The 22643-nt window shown below is 42.6% G+C and carries 23 protein-coding genes; 4 read left to right on the plus strand and 19 right to left on the minus strand.

Features of this window, described 5'->3' with window-relative positions; translation table 11 throughout:
• Nucleotides 1–75 precede the first annotated feature (75 nt).
• From VZ94_RS22015 to VZ94_RS01910, 19 genes are all read right to left on the minus strand, one after another.
• Nucleotides 76–399: an EAL domain-containing protein gene (locus tag VZ94_RS22015; protein ID WP_052700110.1), complete on the minus strand. Its 324-nt coding sequence runs from the start codon at nt 397–399 to the stop codon at nt 76–78.
• Nucleotides 356–1360: a diguanylate cyclase domain-containing protein gene (locus tag VZ94_RS01835; RefSeq protein ID WP_052700111.1), complete on the minus strand. Its 1005-nt coding sequence runs from the start codon at nt 1358–1360 to the stop codon at nt 356–358. Before VZ94_RS01835 ends, VZ94_RS22015 begins: the two co-directional genes overlap by 44 nt.
• Nucleotides 1350–1577 carry a PAS domain-containing protein gene (locus VZ94_RS31470; protein ID WP_109867639.1) on the minus strand — a complete coding sequence of 76 codons (228 nt, stop codon included), beginning with the start codon at nt 1575–1577 and terminating at the stop codon, nt 1350–1352. Before VZ94_RS31470 ends, VZ94_RS01835 begins: the two co-directional genes overlap by 11 nt.
• Nucleotides 1561–2550, minus strand: coding sequence for a PAS domain-containing response regulator (locus VZ94_RS01840; protein ID WP_045777927.1), 990 nt, complete (start codon nt 2548–2550; stop codon nt 1561–1563). Before VZ94_RS01840 ends, VZ94_RS31470 begins: the two co-directional genes overlap by 17 nt.
• 42 nt (nt 2551–2592) lie before the next feature.
• Nucleotides 2593–4146 carry an ATP-binding protein gene (locus VZ94_RS01845; RefSeq protein WP_192828587.1) on the minus strand — a complete coding sequence of 518 codons (1554 nt, stop codon included), beginning with the start codon at nt 4144–4146 and terminating at the stop codon, nt 2593–2595.
• Nucleotides 4058–4657, minus strand: a complete 600-nt coding sequence (locus VZ94_RS01850) for an HDOD domain-containing protein (RefSeq protein ID WP_204369013.1) — start codon at nt 4655–4657, stop codon at nt 4058–4060. The genes VZ94_RS01845 and VZ94_RS01850 overlap by 89 nt, the downstream gene beginning before the upstream one ends.
• Nucleotides 4658–5021: 364 nt before the next feature.
• Nucleotides 5022–5321 (minus strand): hypothetical protein, encoded by a 300-nt coding sequence (locus VZ94_RS01855; protein WP_045777930.1) that lies wholly within the window; start codon nt 5319–5321, stop codon nt 5022–5024.
• Nucleotides 5322–5373: 52 nt separating this feature from the next.
• On the minus strand, nt 5374–6699 hold the full coding sequence (locus VZ94_RS01860) for a CHASE2 domain-containing protein (protein WP_109867638.1): 1326 nt from the start codon (nt 6697–6699) through the stop codon (nt 5374–5376).
• A gap of 72 nt (nt 6700–6771) precedes the next feature.
• Entirely contained in the window at nt 6772–7275 is a 504-nt protein-coding gene (locus VZ94_RS01865; RefSeq protein ID WP_082081305.1) for a CHASE2 domain-containing protein, read from the minus strand.
• Between the two features lie 550 nt (nt 7276–7825).
• Nucleotides 7826–8143, minus strand: a complete 318-nt coding sequence (locus VZ94_RS01870; protein ID WP_045777933.1) for a hypothetical protein — start codon at nt 8141–8143, stop codon at nt 7826–7828.
• Between the two features lie 17 nt (nt 8144–8160).
• Nucleotides 8161–8823: a TonB-dependent receptor gene (locus tag VZ94_RS01875; RefSeq protein WP_045777934.1), complete on the minus strand. Its 663-nt coding sequence runs from the start codon at nt 8821–8823 to the stop codon at nt 8161–8163.
• The gene (locus tag VZ94_RS01880) at nt 8807–11464 is read right to left on the minus strand and encodes a tetratricopeptide repeat protein (RefSeq protein ID WP_045777935.1); all 2658 of its coding nucleotides are present in this window, start codon (nt 11462–11464) and stop codon (nt 8807–8809) included. The genes VZ94_RS01875 and VZ94_RS01880 overlap by 17 nt, the downstream gene beginning before the upstream one ends.
• A 143-nt stretch (nt 11465–11607) precedes the next feature.
• Nucleotides 11608–12495 carry a putative bifunctional diguanylate cyclase/phosphodiesterase gene (locus VZ94_RS01885; protein ID WP_052700112.1) on the minus strand — a complete coding sequence of 296 codons (888 nt, stop codon included), beginning with the start codon at nt 12493–12495 and terminating at the stop codon, nt 11608–11610.
• A 1-nt stretch (nt 12496) separates the two neighbouring features.
• Nucleotides 12497–12877, minus strand: a complete 381-nt coding sequence (locus VZ94_RS01890) for a cyclic nucleotide-binding domain-containing protein (RefSeq protein ID WP_052700113.1) — start codon at nt 12875–12877, stop codon at nt 12497–12499.
• A 262-nt stretch (nt 12878–13139) separates the two neighbouring features.
• Nucleotides 13140–14120: a COX15/CtaA family protein gene (locus tag VZ94_RS01895; protein WP_045777936.1), complete on the minus strand. Its 981-nt coding sequence runs from the start codon at nt 14118–14120 to the stop codon at nt 13140–13142.
• Nucleotides 14121–14203: 83 nt separating this feature from the next.
• Entirely contained in the window at nt 14204–15154 is a 951-nt protein-coding gene (gene ygfZ, locus VZ94_RS01900) for a CAF17-like 4Fe-4S cluster assembly/insertion protein YgfZ (RefSeq protein WP_045777937.1), read from the minus strand.
• Between the two features lie 24 nt (nt 15155–15178).
• Nucleotides 15179–16162, minus strand: coding sequence for a Trk system potassium transporter TrkA (gene trkA, locus VZ94_RS01905; protein WP_338040192.1), 984 nt, complete (start codon nt 16160–16162; stop codon nt 15179–15181).
• Nucleotides 16065–16547, minus strand: a complete 483-nt coding sequence (locus tag VZ94_RS31475) for an NAD-binding protein (RefSeq protein WP_338040193.1) — start codon at nt 16545–16547, stop codon at nt 16065–16067. The genes trkA and VZ94_RS31475 overlap by 98 nt, the downstream gene beginning before the upstream one ends.
• A 27-nt stretch (nt 16548–16574) precedes the next feature.
• Nucleotides 16575–18464, minus strand: a complete 1890-nt coding sequence (locus tag VZ94_RS01910) for a potassium transporter Kup (RefSeq protein WP_045777938.1) — start codon at nt 18462–18464, stop codon at nt 16575–16577.
• A 298-nt stretch (nt 18465–18762) separates the two neighbouring features.
• On the opposite strand from VZ94_RS01910, the gene VZ94_RS26360 reads away from it, so the two are divergent.
• The 4 genes from VZ94_RS26360 to VZ94_RS27700 all read left to right on the plus strand — a co-directional run bounded on the left by VZ94_RS26360 (nt 18763) and on the right by VZ94_RS27700 (nt 22317).
• The gene (locus VZ94_RS26360; RefSeq protein WP_045777939.1) at nt 18763–19194 is read left to right on the plus strand and encodes a hypothetical protein; all 432 of its coding nucleotides are present in this window, start codon (nt 18763–18765) and stop codon (nt 19192–19194) included.
• Nucleotides 19142–20866, plus strand: a complete 1725-nt coding sequence (locus VZ94_RS01920; RefSeq protein WP_052700114.1) for a methyl-accepting chemotaxis protein — start codon at nt 19142–19144, stop codon at nt 20864–20866. The genes VZ94_RS26360 and VZ94_RS01920 overlap by 53 nt, the downstream gene beginning before the upstream one ends.
• A 319-nt stretch (nt 20867–21185) precedes the next feature.
• On the plus strand, nt 21186–21863 hold the full coding sequence (locus tag VZ94_RS27695; protein ID WP_239649551.1) for a nucleoside recognition domain-containing protein: 678 nt from the start codon (nt 21186–21188) through the stop codon (nt 21861–21863).
• Complete coding sequence (locus VZ94_RS27700) at nt 21841–22317, plus strand: spore maturation protein (protein WP_239649552.1); 477 nt, start codon at nt 21841–21843, stop codon at nt 22315–22317. Before VZ94_RS27695 ends, VZ94_RS27700 begins: the two co-directional genes overlap by 23 nt.
• The last annotated feature ends 326 nt before the right edge of the window (nt 22318–22643 follow it).

A 22643-nucleotide genomic window follows, 5' to 3' on the forward strand; every position in this document is an offset into this window, starting at 1 on the left:
ATCCCTGCTGCCAACACCTGCTCTCTAAAACGTCCTGTCCCGTGTGGGATTGTCCCGCAAGGCGCATAGCCGGTTTTATTGCAGCAACTTAGGTATACCCATTTGATAACCTTGCACATAATCGACTTTTATGTCGCATAAAATGTCTAGGATTTGTTGATTTTCGACAAACTCGGCGATGGTCTTTTTGCCCATGACATGGCCTATGTCGTTAATTGATTTGACAATGGCTAAGCCCACTGAATTATGCTCAATGTCGCGCACAAAATAACCGTCAATTTTTAAAAAATCGACTTCGAGATTTTTTAAATAGCCAAACGATGATAAGCCACTGCCAAAATCATCTAACGAAAATTTACAACCGTGTGCTTTTAAGCTGGCAATAAAATGTGTCGCCATGCTTAAAATTAGCAATAGTTGCCGTTTCAGTAATTTCAAAGCAGACTTTAGACGCAGGTAGCTTAGAGTGTTGTAGTTTTTGTTCGATAAACGCGCATAAACCGGGGTCATTAAGACTTAAGCCTGATAAATTAATCGAACAAATGGATAAACTCTTTAAGCGCTCAGGGTGGTTATTAAAATAGTCGAAGACTTTACTAATCACCCAGCGGTCAATTTTAGGCGATAATTGGAAGCGTTCTGCCGCAGGCATGAAGGCACCCGGTAAAATAATTTCGTCGTTATTTCTCTTTCTGACCAAAATTTCGTAATGTTCACCGCCGTTACCGGACAAAGGAATAATGGATTGGGCATAAAGACAAAACGAATCTTCTTCTAATGCTTGATTAATGCGTGCAATCCAATTCATTTCGCCGTGATGTTGGATTAGAGCTTGGTCGTCATCATTGTAGATATGGGTGCGATTACGCCCAGCATCTTTCGCTAAATAACACGCCATGTCGGCTTGTTTTAAATAGGTTTCAGGCCCCAAGCTAGCGTGCTTGATAATGACTAGGCCAATACTGACGCCTACACGAAAGCTTTTGTCTTCCCACTGAAATTGGAACTGTTCGACTAGTTGGTGAATTTTCTTAGTGACGCATTCGGCTTGTTCTAGCGAGCAGTGCTCCATAATAATAGCGAACTCATCCCCCCCTATTCGCGCTAAGGTGTCTTTCTCGCGTAAAATTTTGGTTAATTGCGCGCTAATTTGCCGTAGTAATTCATCGCCTGCCATGTGTGAGCAGGTGTCATTGACGACTTTGAATTGGTCTAAATCCAGATAACATAGCGCATGTTCATAGCCTTTCTTTTGCGCTGACCAGACGGCGCGTTCTAACCGTCTATCAAATTCATTGCGGTTAATTAATTGAGTTAAAGGGTCATGACTGGCTTGATAAGACAGCTTTTCAGTCAGCATAAAACGCTTCAGTGACATCCTCTTGAATCGCGACGTAATTGGTTATCATGCCGTGGCAATCAATCATTGGGGCAATGGATTGCTTGCACCAATAAAACTCACCGCTTTTCTTTTTGTTTTTTAAAATGCCATTCCATATCCTGCCGCTGGTAATCGTGGTCCACAGTTCTTCATAGACGTGCTTTGAGGTTTGGCCTGAGCTAAAAAATTTTAGGATTTAAGCCTATGACTTCTTCTAAAGAATAACCGGTTGTTTCGGTAATTTTCTGACTGACATATTCAATAACCCCTTCTTGATTGGTAATGACGATTAAGATGGGGCTGTTTTCCATCGCCAAATTTAATTTTTGGATACTTTTTTCGGCGAGTTTTCGCTCATTAATATCGCGTATAGAGCCATAAATGCCATAGTCTGTTGTTATTTCGCGTAGGTCAAAGAAGGGGGTAAATGCTAGCTCAACGGTAATGGCTTTGATTTCAACGTAAATAGTTTCACCGCATTGACGGTTTAACCGTAACTCGCAGGTTTTAGTCTGTTGCAAATCTAAGCGATTGATATGGAAAAAATCAGCGGCTTTGACTAAATCCGCATCGTGAACTAATAAGGAATAATGTTGCTGTTCTAGTTCTGTCGGTTCATAACCTAACAATGTGCGAGCGGTATGATTAACGAGCGAAAAATGCCCATTCGCATCCAGTAAAAAAATGACATCTGGAGATTGCTCAACAAAGAAACGATGCAATTGCTCTGAGCGTTTAAGCTGCTCCTGCATCTGTGCTTTTTCGTAATTGAGCTGAATAAGGCGTTTACATCGGTTAATGGCATTGAGTAATTCCTCAACGTCATAAGGTTTTTTTATAAAATCATGGACAAAATCAAAACACAGCGTGCGCTTGGCTTCAGCGAACTCAGCTCTGCCGCTGACAATAATAACGTGTGTCGCCAGCTTGTTTTGGGCGATAAATTGCAAAATGCTATGACCACTTAAACCGGGCATATTTAAGTCTAACAGCATTAATTGGATAGGTTGGCTGCTTAACAGCGCTAGCGCTTCGCTAGCGGTCGCTGCAGTGAAAACCCTATGCTCAGAATGCTCTAATATCAAGCATAAACTGTCTCTGATTTTTTGTTCGTCATCAACAATTAATAGCGAGGTGCATGTGTTCGGCAGCAAGGGTTTTATACACATAATTGGACGTTGGTAAGGGTTTATTGGTAACGGATAAGTTCTTTATGGCAATAAAATCTGTATCGTGGTCCCCGTATCCTTGGATGAAGTTAAAATCATATTCCCATTCATCTCGTCAATTAGCGATTTGCTAATCACCAAGCCTAGGCCTTTATGTTGCTCGCCTTTACTGGATTTAACCGGTTTATAAAGTTGCTCTTTAATTGTATCGGGCAATCCAGGTCCGTTATCGGCAATGATAATTTGGCTATAGCTTTTTTTACCTAAAAAGACGGCGCTTTTCGTTGAAAGACTAATCACGCCACCGTTAGGCATGGCTTCGGCAGCATTTTTTATTAAATTAATAAGGACTTGCTTAAGCTTATTACGACTACCGGTGAATTTAGGTTCGGTTTTGTCAAGTTGTAATGTCAATTCAACGGTTTGGGTTTGTAGAACACCCATGCTAAATAAATGCGTTATATCTTTTATCAGTGCATTAATATCAATCGCATAGCTATTTTCGCTCAGTGGTTGTCCGGGTAAGTCCGGCAAGCTTAACAGTAACTGGCCGACTCGATTGATTTCATCTTGAATCAGTTTGATTTCGTTATCAGCGTGATTACCTAGTTTTAATCCGAGCAAATAAAGGTAATTATTGATAATACTGAGTGGGTTATTGATTTCATGCACCATTTTTTGTGCATGTAGCCGATAACTGGCTTGGAGCTGTTCTATCTGCTGTTGGGCGGTGTATTCAGCTTGCTGCGTTTGTTGCAAAGCCTGACCGACTTCACTGGCAAAAAGCTTGATAAATGCCGATTGGTTTTTTACGTGCACGTTTTGATGCTCGTGAATACCGGCGACAATCACGCCGACGGGCATCTCAGCAATGTTAAGCGGAATGGCTAACAGTTGTTCGCAGCCTAATAGACGGCGTAATTGACGGTCTACAATAGGTTCTAATTCATTATTAGCGTTTACGCTAGAAAACATGAGTTCATCTTGGGCTAACGCTTTAGCAAGCAAGCTTATGCCTGGGTTGAGCGAAATAGTTATAGACGACCAAATGGCGCTGTGCTCCTGCTCATTCGTCAGTCCTTGTAGGCAATGGTTGGCGTCTTGGTAGATAAAAACCGCTGAGCTTTGTAAGCCAAATAATAAGTTAATATCGCGTTGTATATGGCTAACTAGACGGCTTAAGTTCGTCGCGTTTTGTAATTGCTGATGGCTAATAGCGGTTAAGGCAATTTCTTTGACTTGTTCACCTAAGAACTTTTGTAACGCATTGCGTTGCGTCGCGCTGGTGTGGTTGACCAGACCTTTTTCCGAAACGCTAATATTAATCCCATAGCTTTCGGCCGTTTGTTGAACTAGTTTTCTATTGTCAGCAATAATTTCTTCTAATAAAAAACGACTGATACCAAAGAGCTGCTGGGCTTGCTCAAAAGCCGCTTGATTAATCTCATTAGCTGAACAGCTTAATTGTGCGGCAAGATTAACGATTTGTACGATTTTAGCCGTGTCTCTAATCGCGTCTGCGCTTTGACGTTGGTATAACACGGCATCGGCAATCAATGATTGCAATTGCCAGTTTTCTATTAAAAAACGCGCCAATTTCGTAATGATTCGCGCCGAATAATTTTTTTTCACCATTTTCTATAGTAAGTTCATTTTGCGTATCTAATAACTCGGCGTATTCCTTGGGAAAGCAATCTAACAAAACTAATTGGCCGATTCGATGCAATAAGCCGGTAAGATACGCTTCATCAGCCGCGTCATAAGCAATCAAGCTGGCAATTTTTTTTGCTAGCAGCGCACAGTTTAGTGAGCGATACCATATTAATTCTAAAAAATTTTGTTGCGCGTGGCTGAGTTGGCTAAAAAATTGCTGGACTGCTTTGGTAATGGCGATGGTTTTAAGAGTTGATAAACCGAGTAATATTAAAATTCTATTTAAATCATTGACTTCTGTTGTTCTTCTATAAAATGGTGAGTTCGCAGTCGCGATAATTTTTGCGCTTAATCCGGTGTCTTGACTAATTATTTTAGTTAGCTCATCAATATTTACGCTAGGTTCTCGAGTCGCTTGTATCAAATCGAGTAGCACCCGAGGTACGGCTGGCAAGTTATTAGCATCTATTTTTGCTAATATTTTTTTTACGGCAGTTTCCATTTGACACAAGATTAGGCTAAGCAGTCGATAGATTACAGCAAATAGTAACCCAATCAAATAAATTTGTTATTAAAATTTCTAGGCGTATCAACTACTTGTAAGCTAAGGGGGGATTTGTGATAGTTTGCGAAACTAAATTGTGAAAAGTGAAGAAATAGAATAGTGAGCAGTGCTAAATAACATCTTTGGAATGATATAAACCATTCACTATATGCTTCAAACGGTATTTTTAGGTGCGCACAGCGCACCCTACCTAAAAAATTTAACCGTTTAAAGTATGGATGTACATAATAAAACGGGAAGTCAATATGAGCGGTTAATTATTGGTGAATGTTTTAGCCTTACAAAGCGCTAAATAATATTCGGTTGGCCCGTCTTTAAAGTTCTCATAATACAGTTGGGTTAAAGCTTTAAGCGCGAGTTGATAGTTTTCATTTTCAAAATTCAAGATGGCGATTTGAAAGCGATTGATAAAATCTAGGGTTTCAGCGGATAGTTGTTCTGTTAGCCCAATTAATTCATAAACCGGGGCTGTTGAGGCGTGACCGCGTAATTGAAATTCGCCTAAATACCTAAACGTAAATGCAGAAGCCTCAGTGATAATCTCTTTACTCACTAAGATATGGGTTTTTAATGTTTTATTTAAGTGCTCTAGGCGGCTAGATGCGTTAACCGTATCGCCAAAAACTTTTTAAGTCTTGATTAAAGGATAGCCAGAACGGGCCATAATTAATGCCTATCCGAATCGGGAAGCTGACACCGTAATTTTGATTAAAATCGGCTACGGCACGCGTTAGCGCTAATGCGGCACATAATGCTTGGTGGCGAATATCGTTCGATAAATTTTTATCGGTCATTTGACTAGGACGTTGCCTATGAAGTGTATTCGTTTTGGGCGGCTGTTTATCTAACCAAATCGCTAACATGCCATCACCAGCCCAATCTTTTACTGTGCCTTGATGCTCACGAATACAACGTTCTACCATGGGTTGATAAGCCTGCATAAATTGCGCTAACCATTGTTCGCCTTTGCTCGCACCTAATTGGGTAAAGCCTTCACCATCAGTGGCAAAGCTAATGCCTGTATAGCGTTTACCATCTTCATGTTGTGCTGATTGGCCGTTATTGAAATCGTTTAATAATGGCGCTGGGATTTTGTGCTGGTAGATTTGCGACAGTTGATGACGTTTGTTGGCGTATTGTTGTGCGCTATGAATGAATGCTATGACGGTAAGTTGAGCCAATATTAATAAATAAGGCAGCCAGATATTGAAATAGTTAATCAAGCTCAGCGTTAAACCAAAATAACCAAGCCCAAATAAAGCTAAGTAGCTCAATAATTTATTAGGTCTGCAGACCATAGATAGGAATAGTAAGCTTATGGTTAGTACACTATAGCTTATACCAATTGCTATTTTGTCTGGGCGGTTTAACAGCTTCTGAGCTTTTAAATTCGCGATTGTGGTGGCGAGTAGCTCAGTGCTGCTAATCAAGCTAAAGCCGTTATCAATCGTCCCTCCTTTAACTTCCTGCCCTAAATCAACACTAGGACCAAAAACAACAATTTTATCGCGTAAATAATTCGGCTGGGTTGTTAATACCTGGCTTAAGTCGTGATAAGCAACGGTATTAATCGTATGCTCAGGCCCATAAAAATTAAGTGTAATTTGGTCAGTTTGGGTATAACAGGCGAATAAAGCACTAAGCAATGCTTTAGTGGCGTCGGTCTTCGCGGACTGAGCAAGCGAGCGTGCAAGGTCATCAAATAGCGTTGGTTTATCTACCGCTGCCTTGAGTAATTGATCTGTAAAGTTTTCTAAGGTGCTGCGCTGATTGACCGAGTCGGTTTGAGCGTTGACGAAACGGGCTAGCTCTGGAAAGTGGGGGGCTAAGACGGCTTGTAACTCGGTGCGGTACGATTGTAAGACAAGTAAATGTAACGCTAGGATAGGCAGCGACGCGCGCGTTTTGCGGTCGGAACGCCTTAGCGTCAGCTTCTAGCGCTGGGACAAACGTGTTTTGTTTTGCGCCTTGATACTCTTGAAAAATAAACGGTGCCGATGCTGCTACATGGTCAAGTTCAGCAATAGGGGGGTTAAGCTGTTCGTTTCAACCCCATCCCCCATGAGTCTATATTCTAAAATACTTTGCAATAAGACTCGACCTGACTTTTGTATTGCTTGGGCTAATACTTCATCATCGGAACCGCGTACTTCTTTATATAAAAAATTAGCGACAATGAGGCGGGCGCCACTAGCGTTTAAGGTATTAATGAGTTCGGCTTGCAAACGGCGATTAAAGCAACGCATTTCAATTTTACCTTGAGTCAGTTGCATGCATTCATGCAGTAGTGGACTCTCAATAAACGAATCGCGATTTAATTCAACCACGACGACATCGTTAGGTGGGGCGGCGCCGAACACTTGATTTCGTATTAGCAACAGTGCTGCTAAACCCGTGCGGTATTCTATGGCTTCATCGAAGTCGTAAAAGGCTAACCCTGAAAAGATTAACGCGACCAGCACATGCAAGGACAAAATCAATGTTGACGGTTTAGCAAGCACTCGCATAGCAATCGACGTTGTCAGTAAAACAAGTGGCGTACTATAAATAAATTCAGTGTATTATTCCAGAATTGCCGTGCTCTACTGACAGTAGCGATTGAGCTTTCAGAAGATTTTTCTCGTTCCCACGCTTGGCGTTACTGCCATTAAGTTAAGGAATATAATGAAATAATCAATAACTTGCATATTGTGTTTTGTGAAATAGTCTTCCGTAGGTTGGGTTAGCGATAGCGTAACCCGACAACATCGGAGCGTTAAATGTTGGGTTATGCTATCGCTAACCCAACCTGTGCAATTCTAATTATTTGATTTTTAACATTTATCTCTTAACTTAATGGCAGTGACGCAAGAGCGTGGGGACGAGAAACAAGATTCGTCTGGACGCGTTTGTTAGTGGTGTTAACAAGCAAGTAAACTCGCTTGTTAATGTATTGAGATGTGCGATGGATTAAACCGCTAGCAAATAACGTATCGGACACCGTTTATCCATATCACGATACAGCCATTGGTCACGCAAGTTAGAAGACCTACGGTTTCAATGTTATCGATGGTGTATTCAGCGAGGTGCGTAGCATTCGATAGGTTCAACGGCTTTATCATTAACGGTGATAGTAATGCCCTGACCACGCGTGTGATTAAGCTTAAAGCTGCCGAGCCCTACCGGATACCAACGATTATTGAGGTTTACCCAACGCGCTTTGCCCGCATCATTGCTTAGGTTCACAATAGCGATGGTCTCTACTTGCGCAGTATGAGTCAGTTTAAACGCCGCTGAATTGTCTGCGAGTTTATTACACGAGCAATCGGTAAGCGCGCTGGTGTTAATTAAGTTATTTTCATCAATGGTAATGCTAAGCGATTTAATAGCGCTCATTTCTCCCCCCTTCTAAGTTATTGAATAGACAACGTGACACTGGAAAAGAAAATCCTTTCCGGAAAAAGACTACTGCGTTGAAAATCGGTATCAGTATAGGCAAAGCGGTTATCGAATACATTGAGTACGCCGAGTGTGATTAATCCATAGCGTTTAGGTAAACGGTATTGCGCGCTTAAATCCAGTAATAAAAAATCAGATTTTTGAGGTATAAAGTTAACAAAATCATCAGAATACTCACCTTTTTGGCTATAGTAAGCAGGCTTAATATGTAGGCTTAGGCCGTTGGCACTAAAATATGATAAGCCGAAAGGGAGTTTATGCGTTTCCAGATTGCGTGCGATTTCAAAATAAGAGGCATTGTCATAAAAACTATATAAGTAATCGACCGATGCGACTAAGCCCTCCATGATAATGTAATTCCAATATGCTCTATGCAGTCTTTCAGTGATGAGTAATGTGCTTTGTGTCTGAATGTCCGGATATTTGATGTCGCGTTGACTCCACTCATAACCTATACGCATGTTATCCAACACTTGTTGGTCTATGCCTACGCCATAACGCCAGCTACTTTCACCATTAATGCCATCAAAAAATTGGTTAAAGCCAGCGACTTGGGTGGGCTCTATGGTTTGGTCGTTAACAAAGCTATGTTTTAGCGTTCTAAAACGCCGCAGCACGTAATGTAGTGCCGGAATACGGTTGCCAGGTTAGGCCAAATTTTGGATTGACTTGGTTCACACTAGCGCTAGGGTCGTGCAAAAAATCTGCAGACAATCCTGCTGTTACCGTGAAAGCTTTAGCGAGATTCCAATGCGAATAAAGATACCCGGTGTTGTTTTCTAATTGCGGGTTAGTGCTTAGGCAAACTGGAAAGAAAGCGGCATCTTGACAGTTTTGGTCGGCATGGTAATGACTGAAACCGCTAATCAAGCGTACAGACGCTAAACTATACACGTGTTGCGTCTCTGCGCTAAAGCCATCGTCATCGAGTTTAGAATCAATGAAAGGGACAACTTGTGTGCGATTGCGGTTTTCTTTGTAAGTCACATTGGAAATCATGTCTGAGCCGGGGGAAAACTGATGGCGCAAGCCTAGACGCCAAAGGTCACTATCAACATTGTTTCTGAATTTATGACCAAAGCTTCTAATCAGGCGCAAATCCCCGCTGTCTTCGTCAGCGTGTTTATATTCGACTTGAATACTGGTTTTTGCGCTGAAGTTGTATTGCGCCAAGATGTCGTAAATATTTTGCTCAGTATCGTTATTGTCTCGGTAACCGTCTGATTTATAGTGATATTGGCCTAACGAAATACCCAAATCGCCGTGTTGATAGGTCGCAACGGCATCATTGGCGTATGTGTTATTGCTGGCAATTAAGCCTGTCGTTTGTAAATACCAGCCGTCACGCATAAATAATGGGTTAAATTCGCGGAATGACGCAGAGGTTGAGCCTGAGGTTTGTAAAATACCGAGGTTGGGCTGGCTTAGCTGAGGCTGTAGCATCGCAAGGTTATTAGGTTGCCATAACTGCATTTGCAATATTTCTGAGACTCTGGCGACTTGTTGATTAGGCATACTGGTATAGGTATCGGCTAAAAAACGATGCGCAGAGAAATTGGTCGGGTCTTGTAATACCGATTTGCTGGCTTCGGTTAATGCTGCTTTAGTAAAGCCTAAATCGGTATAAATACGAGCTAAGCTAGCACTGCGTGCAGCTTGGTCTTGGTCTAGTAATTGCCTAGAACGATAAACAGCTCGGTTGTCATTTAATTCTATGGCTTTATTAACCGCAGTTAAGGCTTGTGTCGGTTGATTAGTCGTTTGCTTGGCAATGGCTTGGTAAAAATACGGCGTGGGGTCTTTGGGATCGTTTTCTTCGGCAAGCTTAAATTGCAGCTCAGCAATTTTTAAGCGGTTTTGTTCGTAGTACGCTTTGCCTAGGTAGCTTCTAATCAATGAGTCATTAGGGTCTAAGCTAGCGGCATGTTCTAATTTAGTAACGCCTTCGTCTAAGTGATTTTTTCTGATAGCGGCTAATGCTAAGCCAAAATGTGCCAGTGGATCGGAGGCGTCTTTACTAAGCGCTGTCTTAAAGTCGGTTTCGGCTGCTTCTGTTGCATTGTCCATCAATCGAGTAAAGCCTAATACTGCATAAGCTCGGCCAATATTAGGGTTGTATTTTACGGCCATTGCAGCGGCTTGGGTGGCATTTTGAGTGTCGCCTAGTGAGGCTAATAACTCTGCGTGACGACTATGCGCTAATGCATTATCAGGCGCTAGCTTTAGCGCCGCTTCTACACTGGCAAGTGCTGCGGGTAATTGGAATTGAGCTTGTTGTATATACGAATGCGCAATATGAACAGTGGCGTTATCTGGCGCTAGCTTAACAGCTCGGTCTATATAAGATTGAGCCGTTGTTTTGTTATTTTGCGTTAAGTTAATAATGGCTTGTTGAGCCAGAAGTAAGGCATGATTAGGTGTTTGTATTAAGCCTTGGTTCAGTAGCTGTTGTGCTTGGTCAATTTTGCCTAAGGTCAATAATAAGCCAATTTTAATAGCAAGAATATCAGGTTGAACATCCTGCTCGGATAGTCTGTTCAACGTGGTCAATGCTTGATAAGCATTACCCTTATGATATTGACTGAGAGCGTCGGTAACGGTGGCATTGCTACTGTCGTCAGCAAAACCTTCGGTGTCGATGATAGGTGGATAATACAGCGCCCATTGTACCGAATCTTCAGGATGCAATAACAACTTAGTTACAGGAACTGTATTAGCGCTAGCAGCGGCGGTTTGCCCGTTTTCAATTCGCACTTCTCCGCGTTGGTTATAGGCGCGAACTTTACCTTCAAAAACGGTAATTTCTACGCCTTCAGCTTTGGCGTCGATTAAAAATTCTGTGCCTTCAATACCGGCATTGAGGTGCGGCGTGGTAATGTCGAATTTATGGTGGGTATGGCTGCGCACATAGACTTGGCCTTGCTCAACTGATAATAACACACGCGAACCTAAACCTAAGAAGTTTAGTAACGTATTTTCACTGAGGGCTAAATAGGTGGCGACGTCTTCGCCCATTGATAAAACGGCGCGGCTTAATGCTTGTGTGCGCACTTTATCGTTATTGCAATAGGTTTGGTTAATGCTGGCCGGTTGCCAGTTTTCCGTGGTGGCTTTAAACGATTCGACTTTGCCTTGTGCAGAAACTAATTGAGCAATATTGTCTCGACAAGACACAGCATTGCCATCGCCTATGGCAGGGAAGCCGTAGAGCAGTAGACTACTCAGTAAAATTTTCTGCAACAATGGGTTCTGAATCATCTTACAAGGCTAACGAGAGCCGAAAATGTGAAGTTAATAATAGTATAAAATGTTTACAGACTAGTTGGTAATAGTTAACAAGATAACTTATCCACAAAATTGGTAAAAATAGATAGGCTTGTCTTGACAAGACTAATTATAGATTAACATTCAAATTTTTTTATTTTTAGCAATTCGATGAATTCATGAGCAGCTACCGGTTTCGAGTAATAATAGCCTTGGCCATAATCACTGCTCATCCCTTTAAGGATATGGTGTTCGCGATTCGACTCTATGCCTTCCGCTACGATGTTTAAACCTAAAGACTTTGCCAATACGCACAGTGACTTAACGATTTCAAAGCTTTTAGGGTTGTCCAGCATGGTTGAGATAAACGATTTGTCGATTTTTAAGGTATCAATCGGGAAGCGATGTAAGTAGCTAAAGCTGGAATAACCCGTACCAAAATCGTCTATCGCAATGCTTGCGCCAAGTTTTTTTATTTCATTTAACGTATTAATCGTATTAATGGGATCTGCCATTAAGATGGATTCAGTGATTTCAAATTTAATATGCTCGCCGTTGATTCGACTTCTTTCAAAAATGAATTTGATGTTCTCGGCTAAATCGGGAGGAGCAAATTGGCGGCTTGATAAGTTAATGCTAATAAAGTTTAACTGGTCGGGTAGGACTTTTTGGAACATCTTATAAGAACGGCAAGCGTCTTCAATGAGCCATAAGCCTAATGCGATAATAATATCCGATTGTTCCGCGATGGGAATGAATTCCAGCGGGGGGATTAAGCCGCGTTCAGGATGTCGCCAACGAATCAAAGCTTCAGCGCCAATGATGCGGCATTGAACTAAGTCAACTATCGGCTGATAAAACAGTTCAAATTGATTTTCAGCTAACGCATGTTTTAACTCGTCCTCAGCTTCTACTTGGCAAGCGGTTAAATAAGTTGCTTGCTGCAGTGATTGAGAGGATTCGGATGCGATTAAAAATTCTTCGCTATTCGGTGTGGTGACGGCATGTTCTAAACGTTCACGCATTTCACGGTAACGTTTTTAAAATTACTTTTAATAAGGTATTAACAAACGGGTCAATACAACTGACTTTCTCGTCGAAGTGCTTGCGAGTAATGATAATGACTTCTAGTATACTACTGGCGACTGCTGTTGCTGAACGTAGTCCGTCATCAATTAATGCCATTTCACCGAAAATGGAACCTTGGCTTAAACGGCTAATAAGTTTGGTTTCGCCATTGATGAGTACGAATAATTCAACTTCGCCTTTGACTATAATGTAGGCGTTATCGCCAGGCTCACCTTCTTTAAAAATACATTCACCTTGGAAATAGGTTTTGCGCACACTCGTGGTATAACCTCGGTGTAAGCCAGTAAGAATACGAAAAGAGCTAAATGTTGGTTCCACGATAAAATCTCGTATCGGTTAGACGGGCGTGAAGTTAGTTGACTAGTTTTTATCACTAAGTCACTTCAGTTACAACATTTGTTTGGGCTATCCACTTAAGCTGGGACATTTTTAATTTTAGCCCGTAGCGCTAAACTGTCATTCCGGCAGGGATTGCTGGAATCCAGACACCATGGTTGGTAAGGTTTTAAGCACATCTCTGTGTCCTTGAACTCGGCAATCCATGCCGAGATGACGTAGCTTTCATTTTAGTTGTCCCGGTTTAAGCTTTGCTAGCTGTGCCTGCGCCTGCGTAGTTTAAGCAGATAAATAGAAAAAACTGAGTGCCAAAAATTAAATTGGCGAGCAATAAGTGAATCGGTTGCGATACCGGTGGCATACCTAAACGGTCTAAGCTAATGCCGGCGATGATGGCTGCGGCGACTAGTCCTGCTAAGCTTAATCCTGTTTTAACCAATAGCTGCGTGCGTGGTAGTGCCTTAAATAAGCGCCAAGCCAACCAAGCATTGGTGAATAATATCAACGATGAAAACGAGCGATGCACATAGAAAATAATTGGAAAATCATCACGCCAGTATTTTCTATCGATATAGCCATGCTCGTGGGCAATAAAATCCACAGCTTCTCTTACTTGTGTACCCATACCGATTTGTATCAGGGTCATCAGCATTGCGACAATAACAACCGTTTTGATTTTATTTGGCAAACCCTGTGTCTGAAGTGAGGCAAGACTGTGTTGTTGCGAACGGGCAATGGTGTAAATTAATAACGCGACAATCGCTAAGGCCATTAGCATGTGCAAAGTAATCATAACCGGTTTTAAGTTGCTAGCGACAACCGTTGAGCCTAGCCAGCCTTGAAAACCGACCAGCAGCAGACAACTTATTGCTAAATAACAAATCATTTTGTCTGTTTTTAAAAATACTCGCGAAGTCCATGCGGTAGTAAGAATTAATAGGCCTATTGTCATGCCAATGAGTCGATTCGTGTATTCAGTCCAGGTTTTAACGGGATTGAACGCTGTGTTTTCATAGCCTAACTGGGCATATATTTGATGATAATTGACCGGTAATTGACTTTCATTGGTAGGTGGAATCCATTTGCCAAAGCAAGTCGGCCAGTCCGGACAGCCCATGCCGGCGCCCGATGCTCTCACAATGCCGCCGACTAAGATGAGAAAATAAACAGCAGCAATGGTAATGGTGCCCAAACGGCGAAAATTGACTATGTCAGGATGGGTCATCGTAACCTCATAAGTTTCTGTGTCGGTAGGGCGGATTTGCCGATAGGCAATCCGCCATTTTTGTGTACACCGATGGCGGTTTGCTATCGCGAATAATTACACTCTAACAAGGTAATAGGCGCGTGATCGGGTAATGTTAGACGATGTTCCCCGCTGTCTGAATACGCTAATACAATTAACAGTCGGCAAGACGAGCCTAGACTACAAGCCGATAAAACTTTACCGGCACTGTTTTCTCCTGTTTCTGATGATGAAACACTTAGTTCATCAAGCACAGCCGTGTTAACTTCAGGTGGTTGAGGGCTGTTGATTTCAGCGAGTACGAGGCGACGTTTAGCTTTACCCAAATAATGGGTTCGGGCAATAATTTCTTGACCGGTATAACAGCCCTTGTCAAAGCTAAGTGCGCCTAACAACCCTAAATTCAACATCTGCGGAATATACGTTTCTGCTGTGTCAGCGTTTAACCAGGGAACACCATCGGTGATGTCTAAATAGTGCCATACCGAGTAAGACGTGGGTATATAGCCTTTTTGTACTGACGCTTGCCAAATGCTTTGCGCTCGTTCCAGGGTTGCAACGATGATAGTTCGGTTAAACCAAGTGACCGTGAGTGGGGCCACTTCGGTGACCTGGTAGTTACTTGTTTGAGCAACTAGATTGGGGTTTAAGCCTATTAAGCAATAGTTATCATCATCGTTAATCGAAACCTTGGCACGCAAAATAAAACGACTTAAGCGCGTTTTTATGCTCTCTTTTTGCTCGCTAGGCACTATCATTAACCAAGTGTCTTGGTGTTTTATCAGTAAAAAAATCGCAGATACCCGGCCATTCGGTGTGCATATCGCGCCAAGACCGGCTTGTTGTTCGTTGAGTTGAGTGACATTTAACGTCACTTGGCCTTGCAAAAAACTGGTCGCATCGGCACCTGATACGGTCAACACCGATAACTCTGTTAATGGGAAAATGCCCAGGGCTAAGTTATCAGTAGCAAGGCTTTGTGTAGCTAAAAAGTTTTTCCAGTGTGGATTCATGGTTAAGATATAAGGCAAACCTGATTATGCAGCGAGTGAACGGAAATGTTCTTCAATATTGGCGACGAGTTTTTTTTCTAACGTAAACATGACCACATGGTCGCCGTCTTCAAATACCGTATCGTGATGAATAGCAATGGCTTCATTGTTGCGGATGAGCGCGCCTAATACAACGCCATCAGGTAACTTAACGGTATCAACAGTGCGGCCAACAACGGACAACTCGCCATTGCCTTGATGAGCAACTGCTTCTATGGCTTCTGCCGTGCCATTACGCAGCAAACTAACTTGAGCAACATCACATTGTCTGACATGTTTTAAAATACTGCCTAAAGTTTCAACATTCGGTAGTACCGCTAAATCAATGCCAGTACCAGGTAGTAATTTGTTGTAATACAAATGGTTTAAGATACAAATGGCTTTGCGCGCACCGTGAGATTTGGCTAAAGATGCGGAAATAATATTAACCCCATCGTTATCAGTAATAGCGCAATACAAATCGACTTTATCTATCGACTCTTCAACGAGCAAGGTTTCATCGCCACAATCACCTTGTAAAACAATGGTATTGCTTAACTCGTTAGCGATTTTTTTCACTCGCTTCGGGTCTTGTTCGATGATTTTAACATAATGGTCTTTCTCTAAGGCTAACGCCAAACGCTTACCAATATGGCCGCCACCCGCGATAAGAATGCGTTTAAGTGGTTTTTCTAAGCAACCAATATCTTTTAACAGCCGTCTGACTTCCAGTTTAGGGGCAAAGAAAAACACTTCGTCGCCGGGCAATAACATGGCTTCGCCGCTAACCGCTAAAGGGCTGCTATTACGAAAAATGGCAACAATGCGTATGCGCCCTTCCGTTAAGCGGTTTTTTAAGGTTTTAATTTTTTTGCCAGTTAGAAAGCTATTGTCAACGACTTTCACTGAAAATAACCGTACTAAACCACCGGCGAAATCCGAAATATGCAAAACGCCAGGGAGTTCGATTAAATTGCGTATCGACTCCATAACGTTTTTGTTCCGGGCTAATCACAATATCAATTGGTATGCCGTCTTGGCCAAATAGCTTAGGGTTTTTTAAGTAATCAATGGCACGAATGCGAGCGATGGTTTTAGGCCGACTGTAGAGTTTACTGATAATCGTACAGGCTAAAATATTGGTTTCATCGCGATTGGTAACGGCAATGACTAAGTCCGTATTGTGAACATCAGCTTGTTCTAAGACTTTGGGGTAAGAAGCATTACCTACGATAGTGTTAATTTTTAGCCGAGTTTTTAATGCCTCTAGTTTTACCTTATCCGTGTCTAATATGGTAATTTCATTGGCTTCACCGGCCAGTGCTTCGGCTACGGAAGAACCTGTACTGCCCGCGCCTAAAATCAAAATTCTCATGACAGCCTTTAACTAATAATGGCAAGCTTAAATTTCAAATTGTACACCTAATTCAACCACACGTGCGGCAGGTATTTTAAAGAACTGAATAGGGGATGACGCATTTCTAAACATAGTAATAAAAATCTTTTCTTGCCAGGGATTTAAATCCGGCTCGTCAGATGGAATCAAGGTTTCTCGGCTAATAAAAAATGTCGCTAATGCAGGGTTTACGTTTAACCCTTTAGAACTACATAATTCCAATATTTTTGGGACATTAGGCGTTTCATAAAAACCATGTTTAGCCGTTACGCGGAAAAACCCTTGGGCTAGTTGGTCTATGTTTAAGCGTTGGTTATCTGCTATGAAAGGGATGTCTTCGGTAGTAATCGTCAAAATGACAATACGTTCATGCAGCACTTGGTTATGGGTGTAATTAATTTGCAAAGCATGAGGCATACTTAAGCTGCGTGAATTCATATAAACCGCTGTGCCTGGTACACGCGCGAGTGGCGGCTTGAGTTTAAGTCGGCTTATGAAGCCTGTTAACGATATGGCGGCCTCTTGTAAATGATACGTTAACACTTCGCGGCCTCGGCGCCATGTGTGCATTAGCAAAAATAATAAGCAACCTAGCAATAACGGAAACCAGCCACCTTGAGGAATTTTTAAAAAATTAGCGCCCAAAAACGCACTATCGACCAGTAAAAATAACGCAACCGTTAAATAGGCATAGTGAGGGCGCCATTGCCAACTATCTAAAGCGACAATTAATGTTAAACAAGTGGTTATCATCATTGTACCCGTTACCGCAATCCCATAAGCGGCAGCCAGTTGACTAGACGAACCAAAGCCCAGCACGGTTAAAATCACTAAAACCAATAAAATATGATTCATTGTCGGCACATAAATTTGCCCCTTGGTTTCGCTAGATGTGTATACACGGCGCATACGAGGGATATAGTCCATTTGCATGGCTTGGCTAGTGATGGAAAATGCGCCAGAAATGACGGCTTGTGAAGCAATAACGGTTGCGCACGTTGCTAGGCCAATCATCGGGTAGATTGCGCTTTCGGGTACTAAGAGGTAAAACGGGTTTAGCACTGCATGGCTATCGCGCATGATTAACGCACCTTGACCAAAATAGTTTAAGACAAGCGCCGGTAATACTAATAAAAACCATGCGATTTCCACTGGTTTTTTACCAAAATGTCCCATATCAGCATATAACGCTTCCGCGCCGGTGAGTGCTAAAACTACGGCACCTAGCGCAATAAAGGCGTGCCATTGATGCGTAATGAAAAACTTAAGGCCATGTAAGGGGTTTAACGCTTCTAACACCATAGGCGTTTCGGCAATACTTAAACCACCTAAAAAGCCCAATAAGACGAACCATGTCAGCATGATAGGCCCAAAAAACGCCCCTACTTTTGCAGTGCCACGGCTTTGAATTAAAAACAATGCAACTAATACCGTAATCGTAATGGGTTGCACATACATGTGTAGCGAGGGCGCTGCCACTTGCAAGCCTTCAACGGCGCTGAGTACTGAAATAGCGGGCGTAATAATACCATCGCCATAAAATAACGCAGTGCCAAATAAGCCTAAAGCTATTAATAATTGCCGCTGCTTGGCTTGGTTTCGGTGGCGTAGTGCTAATGCCATTAACGCCATAATGCCACCTTCACCGTTATTATTCGCGCGCATCACAAACAGTACATATTTAACCGAGATAACCAGAATTAAATTCCAAAAAATCAACGACAAAATGCCTAGCACATTTTCGGGTGTCGCCGCTATAGCATGAGGGCCATGAAAAATTTCTTTCATGGTGTATAACGGACTCGTGCCGACATCGCCATAGACAATGCCTAAAGCCGCTAACATTAAAGCCGGTAATTGAGAATTTGATTCGTGGGTAGAAGAATGAGTCATCATGATGCGTCGGCGCCAACAAAAACAGCCGCGCATTTTCTCATTAGCGTACGAAAAAGCTAAGCAAAAATTAATGCGCTATTTTGGTTGGTCATTGCTTTGATTTGGTGCGTGTATTCACGTTTACTGGTCCTACTTTATGAGTGCTGGATTAAATACTCGGTGTTTTTTGTTAACTGGCGTGTTAATTGCTGTTAATAGCCGTTAGCTCAACGGCGAGATAACGGATGACAATGGCGTCTTATCATTTCAGCTCTGGAGTTGCGTCCAGTTTTTAGGCAAAAACTTTATTCATCCTCTTATGTTAAAAATATTCTTCCGGTGTTTAAGCATTAAAACACGCTTTGCGCTCATTGTTGGTCAATTAATACTGGGATTTTCGCTGTTTGGGTTAGTGGCTTTTGAGGCGATGAACACGGTTAATTTAAATAGCCCTATTTATCAGCGTATTATTCAAGGCAAAGACTTAATTGCTGATGTATTACCGCCACCTGAATACATTATTGAATCCTATTTAGTGGTTCTGCAATTAAGCCAAAGCCAAAATCAGCAAGAGCGTCAAGTTTTACTCGATAGGTTTAATGTATTAAAAGCAGATTATGAGGCAAGGCATCAGTATTGGCTGCAACAAGAGCTCAGCGGTGAGCTACGCACTGCATTGGTACAGCGCTCTTATCAGTATGCCACAACGTTTTTATCAAGCTGCCGAGCAAATCTTTTTACCAGCACTTAAAGCGCAACAAACCGAACAAATGTTGGCGGGGTTAGCTAAGGTAGAAGCCGCTTATCAACAGCATCGTGCGGCCATTGATGAGGTGGTTAAGCTTGCGAGTGAACGTAATCAACAAGATGATGGCTTAGCACGAGCTAGTCGGCAACAGTATCAAATGCTGTTGCTGGTTATTTTCTTAGCCAGCTTAACGCTGACATTACTATTCGTGGTGTTAGTTATTCGTGGTGTGTTAAGGTCGTTATCGGGCATTCAAGAGATTGCTGCCGCGATTACCGAAGGTGATTTAAGCTCAAAAATTGATGTACAGAGTCACGATGAAATAGGTACGGCATTAATGGCAATGAATACTATGCAAGCGTCGATTAAGCTGTTTGTCGAGAGTTTAGAGGCATTAACAGCACTTCATGCGCAAGGTCAAGTTAAAGAGCGGCTAGCGATTAAAGGCTTTCAGGGGATTTACCGGACTATGGCTGAGCAAGTCGATGAACTTATACAATCCAGAATTGCTATTAATAGGCGTTTAATAAAATTAGTCAATGATTATGCGAAAGGTGATTTTTCTGAAGATATGGACATATTGCCGGGTGAAACCTACACGATTACTGAAATCATGCATCATTCTAAGCAAACGTTTTTAGAGATTAATCATGAGATAAAGACAGTGGTAGCTGCCGGAGCAAAAGGTGATTTTTCCAAACGCAGTGCGGCTGAGCGGTTTCAATTTTTATTTAATAGCATTTTGACGGATTTAAACCAACTGATTGACACCTGTGACGTGGGTTTTAACGATATTGTGCATGTGGCTAAGGCGTTAGCTCAAGGCGATTTAACCCGTTCAATCACTAAAGATTATCCCGGTTTATTTGGTCAGGCTAAAGACAGTATCAATAACACCATTACTAATTTAAGACAATTAGTCAGTGAAATTAAAGCTGCTGCCGACACGATAGATGATGCAGTTGGCCAAATTGCTAAGGATAATGACGATTTATCCAGACGTACTGATAAACAAACCAGTCATTTAGAAAGTACGGCGGCTAGCATGACTGAAATTATGACCACAGTACAAGCTAATGCTGATAATGCGCGTCAAGCCAGTCAGTTAGCAGTCGCTGCAACAACAGTTGCTAATAAAGGCGTGCAAGTCGTCGATGATGTGGTGCTGACTATGCGAGGTATTAACGAAGCGTCAGGAAAAATTGGTAATATTATTAGCGTTATAGATAGTATTGCATTTCAAACCAATATCTTAGCGCTGAATGCGGCTGTAGAAGCTGCGCGTGCCGGTGAGCAAGGTCGCGGGTTTGCTGTTGTTGCAGTCGAAGTGCGCAATCTTGCGCAACGCGCGGCTGAAGCAGCCGCTGAAGTGAAAGCATTAATCAATGATTCGGTCGATAAAGTGCAAGCCGGGACACGTTTAGTTAACGAAGCAGGTTCTACTATGCAAGACATTTTGTCATCGATACGTGATGTCAATGCGATTATGGCGCAAATCAGTGCGGCCTCTGGCGAACAAGCTACCGGTATTCGGCAAATTCATTCAGCGATTAATCAAATGGACGATGTGACGCAACAAAACGCAGCCTTAGTTAAACGCGCTAAGTTTTCTGTTGACGCCTTACAGCAACAGACTAGCCATTTAACTGATAGAGTGGCAAGCTTCACGCTTTAACAAATTTTTTAGGCTACCAAACTTAAGTCGGGATAGGTCATTCGGCAACTGCTCCTGCGTTGCCCTACTACACGCCATCCCTGGCGTTATCAGGGTGCAGGACGCCGTAAATACATCCCTGTAGGCTTGGCGGCAGCATCCCTGCTGCCGACACCTGCACCCTAAACGCCCTGTCCCGACTTAAGTGGGTAACCAACTTTTAATACACCAACTGTCATTGTGCTAAATATTATTTGGGTAGGGCTGTTTATTATTGCGTTTGTTGTGGCGCTGGCAAAGAGCTTAGTATTAGGTCAACAAAACGCTGTTCGCCGATTTAGTGGCGGCGCTATTTAACCAGTCTAAGGCGGCGTTTGAGATTAGCTTAGGACTAGCCGGTACGTTAGCGTTTTGGCTGGGGATTATGAAGATAGCCGAACAAAGCGGTTGTATTCAACTGATTACGCGCGGGTTAATGCCGTTGTTTAGCCGCTTAATGCCCGATGTGCCAGCTAACCATCCTGCTTTAGGCGCGATGGTGATGAATATTTCAGCCAATATCTTAGGCTTAGATAATGCAGCAACGCCCTTAGGCATTAAAGCCATGCAAGAATTGCAAACGTTAAATCCAACACCTGATACGGCGAGCAACGCGCAAATTCTATTTTTAGTCATTAACACCTCTAGTGTTACGCTGTTACCGACAACAATATTAGCCTACCGTGCGCAACTCGGCGCGGTTAGCCCTGCGGATGTCTTTATCCCGATTTTATTAGCGACCAGTGTGTCTACACTGGTGGGACTTTTGGCGGTCGCTTGGGTGCAAAAAATCAAACTGTTAGATGCCGTAGTGATGGCTTATGGTTTTGGTTTGCTAAGCCTGCTAGGCGGCTTAATGGCATATTTCATCAAGTTGCCACATGGCCAGTTGGCAGACACATCGGCGTTTATCAGTAATTTATTGTTGCTAACGATTATTACGGGGTTTTTACTCGTTGCGGCGTATAAAAAAAATTAATGCCTATGAGGCGTTTATTGAAGGCGCTAAACAAGGTTGGCACACTGTGATACAGATTTTCCCTTATTTAGTCGCCATGTTAACGGCCGTTGGCGTATTTCGTGCCAGTGGCGCGCTAGACTTTATGACTGATGGTTTAAGATACCTGGTTAAGTATGCTGGCATTGATACTCAATTTATCGATGCCATGCCTACCGCGTTGATTAAACCGTTTAGCGGTAGCGGGGCAAGAGCGATGATGATAGATACGATGAAAACGTTTGGCGCAGATTCGTTAGCAGGGCGCTTAGTCTGCGTGATTCAAGGCAGCACAGAAACCACCTTTTATGTATTAACCGTTTATTTTGGTGCAGTGGGGATTAAGCATATCCGTCATGCGCTGAGTTGTGGGATAATGGCGGATTTTTCTGGTGTTATTGCCAGTATTGTTATTTGCTATTTGTTTTTTGGCTAAATGGGCGGTGCTCTTTAATGTGGCTATATTGAGAAATGGCCGTTAAAACTAGCTTTGTAAAATCTAGTGAGTCGCTATCGCGAAGTTTTATGTTAAGCCGGTTCTCGCACCGGCAGGCGAGCTACTTTCTTTTGCGTCGCCAAAAAGAAAGTAGCCAAAGAAAAGGCGACCCGTTGCCGCTTTATCCTGCGCGCCTTGGTTTTGCTGGGAGGTCGGCAGAGCGGGCGTCCTGCCCGCCTGCCGACGCACGGCATCCATGCCCGTGCCCCTAACGGGCTAATCCCAGCAAAACCTGCGGTGCTCGGCGCGGCAAACGGGATTAGACC

The sequence above is a fragment of the Methylocucumis oryzae genome (assembly GCF_000963695.1).
GTDB lineage: Bacteria > Pseudomonadota > Gammaproteobacteria > Methylococcales > Methylomonadaceae > Methylovulum > Methylovulum oryzae.

Bases quoted from the DNA above. Each gene is read 5' to 3' on its own strand.
- VZ94_RS01835 (WP_052700111.1), bottom strand. From the start codon at position 1,360: ATGCTGACTGAAAAGCTGTCTTATCAAGCCAGTCATGACCCTTTAACT.
- VZ94_RS01880 (WP_045777935.1), bottom strand. From the start codon at position 11,464: ATGATTCAGAACCCATTGTTGCAGAAAATTTTACTGAGTAGTCTACTG.
- VZ94_RS01865 (WP_082081305.1), bottom strand. From the start codon at position 7,275: ATGCGAGTGCTTGCTAAACCGTCAACATTGATTTTGTCCTTGCATGTG.
- VZ94_RS26360 (WP_045777939.1), top strand. From the start codon at position 18,763: ATGTTAAAAATATTCTTCCGGTGTTTAAGCATTAAAACACGCTTTGCG.
- ygfZ (WP_045777937.1), bottom strand. From the start codon at position 15,154: ATGAATCCACACTGGAAAAACTTTTTAGCTACACAAAGCCTTGCTACT.
- VZ94_RS01885 (WP_052700112.1), bottom strand. From the start codon at position 12,495: ATGCGTGAACGTTTAGAACATGCCGTCACCACACCGAATAGCGAAGAA.
- VZ94_RS01870 (WP_045777933.1), bottom strand. From the start codon at position 8,143: ATGAGCGCTATTAAATCGCTTAGCATTACCATTGATGAAAATAACTTA.
- VZ94_RS01920 (WP_052700114.1), top strand. From the start codon at position 19,142: ATGCCACAACGTTTTTATCAAGCTGCCGAGCAAATCTTTTTACCAGCA.
- VZ94_RS01840 (WP_045777927.1), bottom strand. From the start codon at position 2,550: ATGTGTATAAAACCCTTGCTGCCGAACACATGCACCTCGCTATTAATT.
- trkA (WP_338040192.1), bottom strand. From the start codon at position 16,162: ATGGAGTCGATACGCAATTTAATCGAACTCCCTGGCGTTTTGCATATT.
- VZ94_RS22015 (WP_052700110.1), bottom strand. From the start codon at position 399: ATGGCGACACATTTTATTGCCAGCTTAAAAGCACACGGTTGTAAATTT.
- VZ94_RS01910 (WP_045777938.1), bottom strand. From the start codon at position 18,464: ATGATGACTCATTCTTCTACCCACGAATCAAATTCTCAATTACCGGCT.
- VZ94_RS31475 (WP_338040193.1), bottom strand. From the start codon at position 16,547: ATGAGAATTTTGATTTTAGGCGCGGGCAGTACAGGTTCTTCCGTAGCC.
- VZ94_RS01895 (WP_045777936.1), bottom strand. From the start codon at position 14,120: ATGACCCATCCTGACATAGTCAATTTTCGCCGTTTGGGCACCATTACC.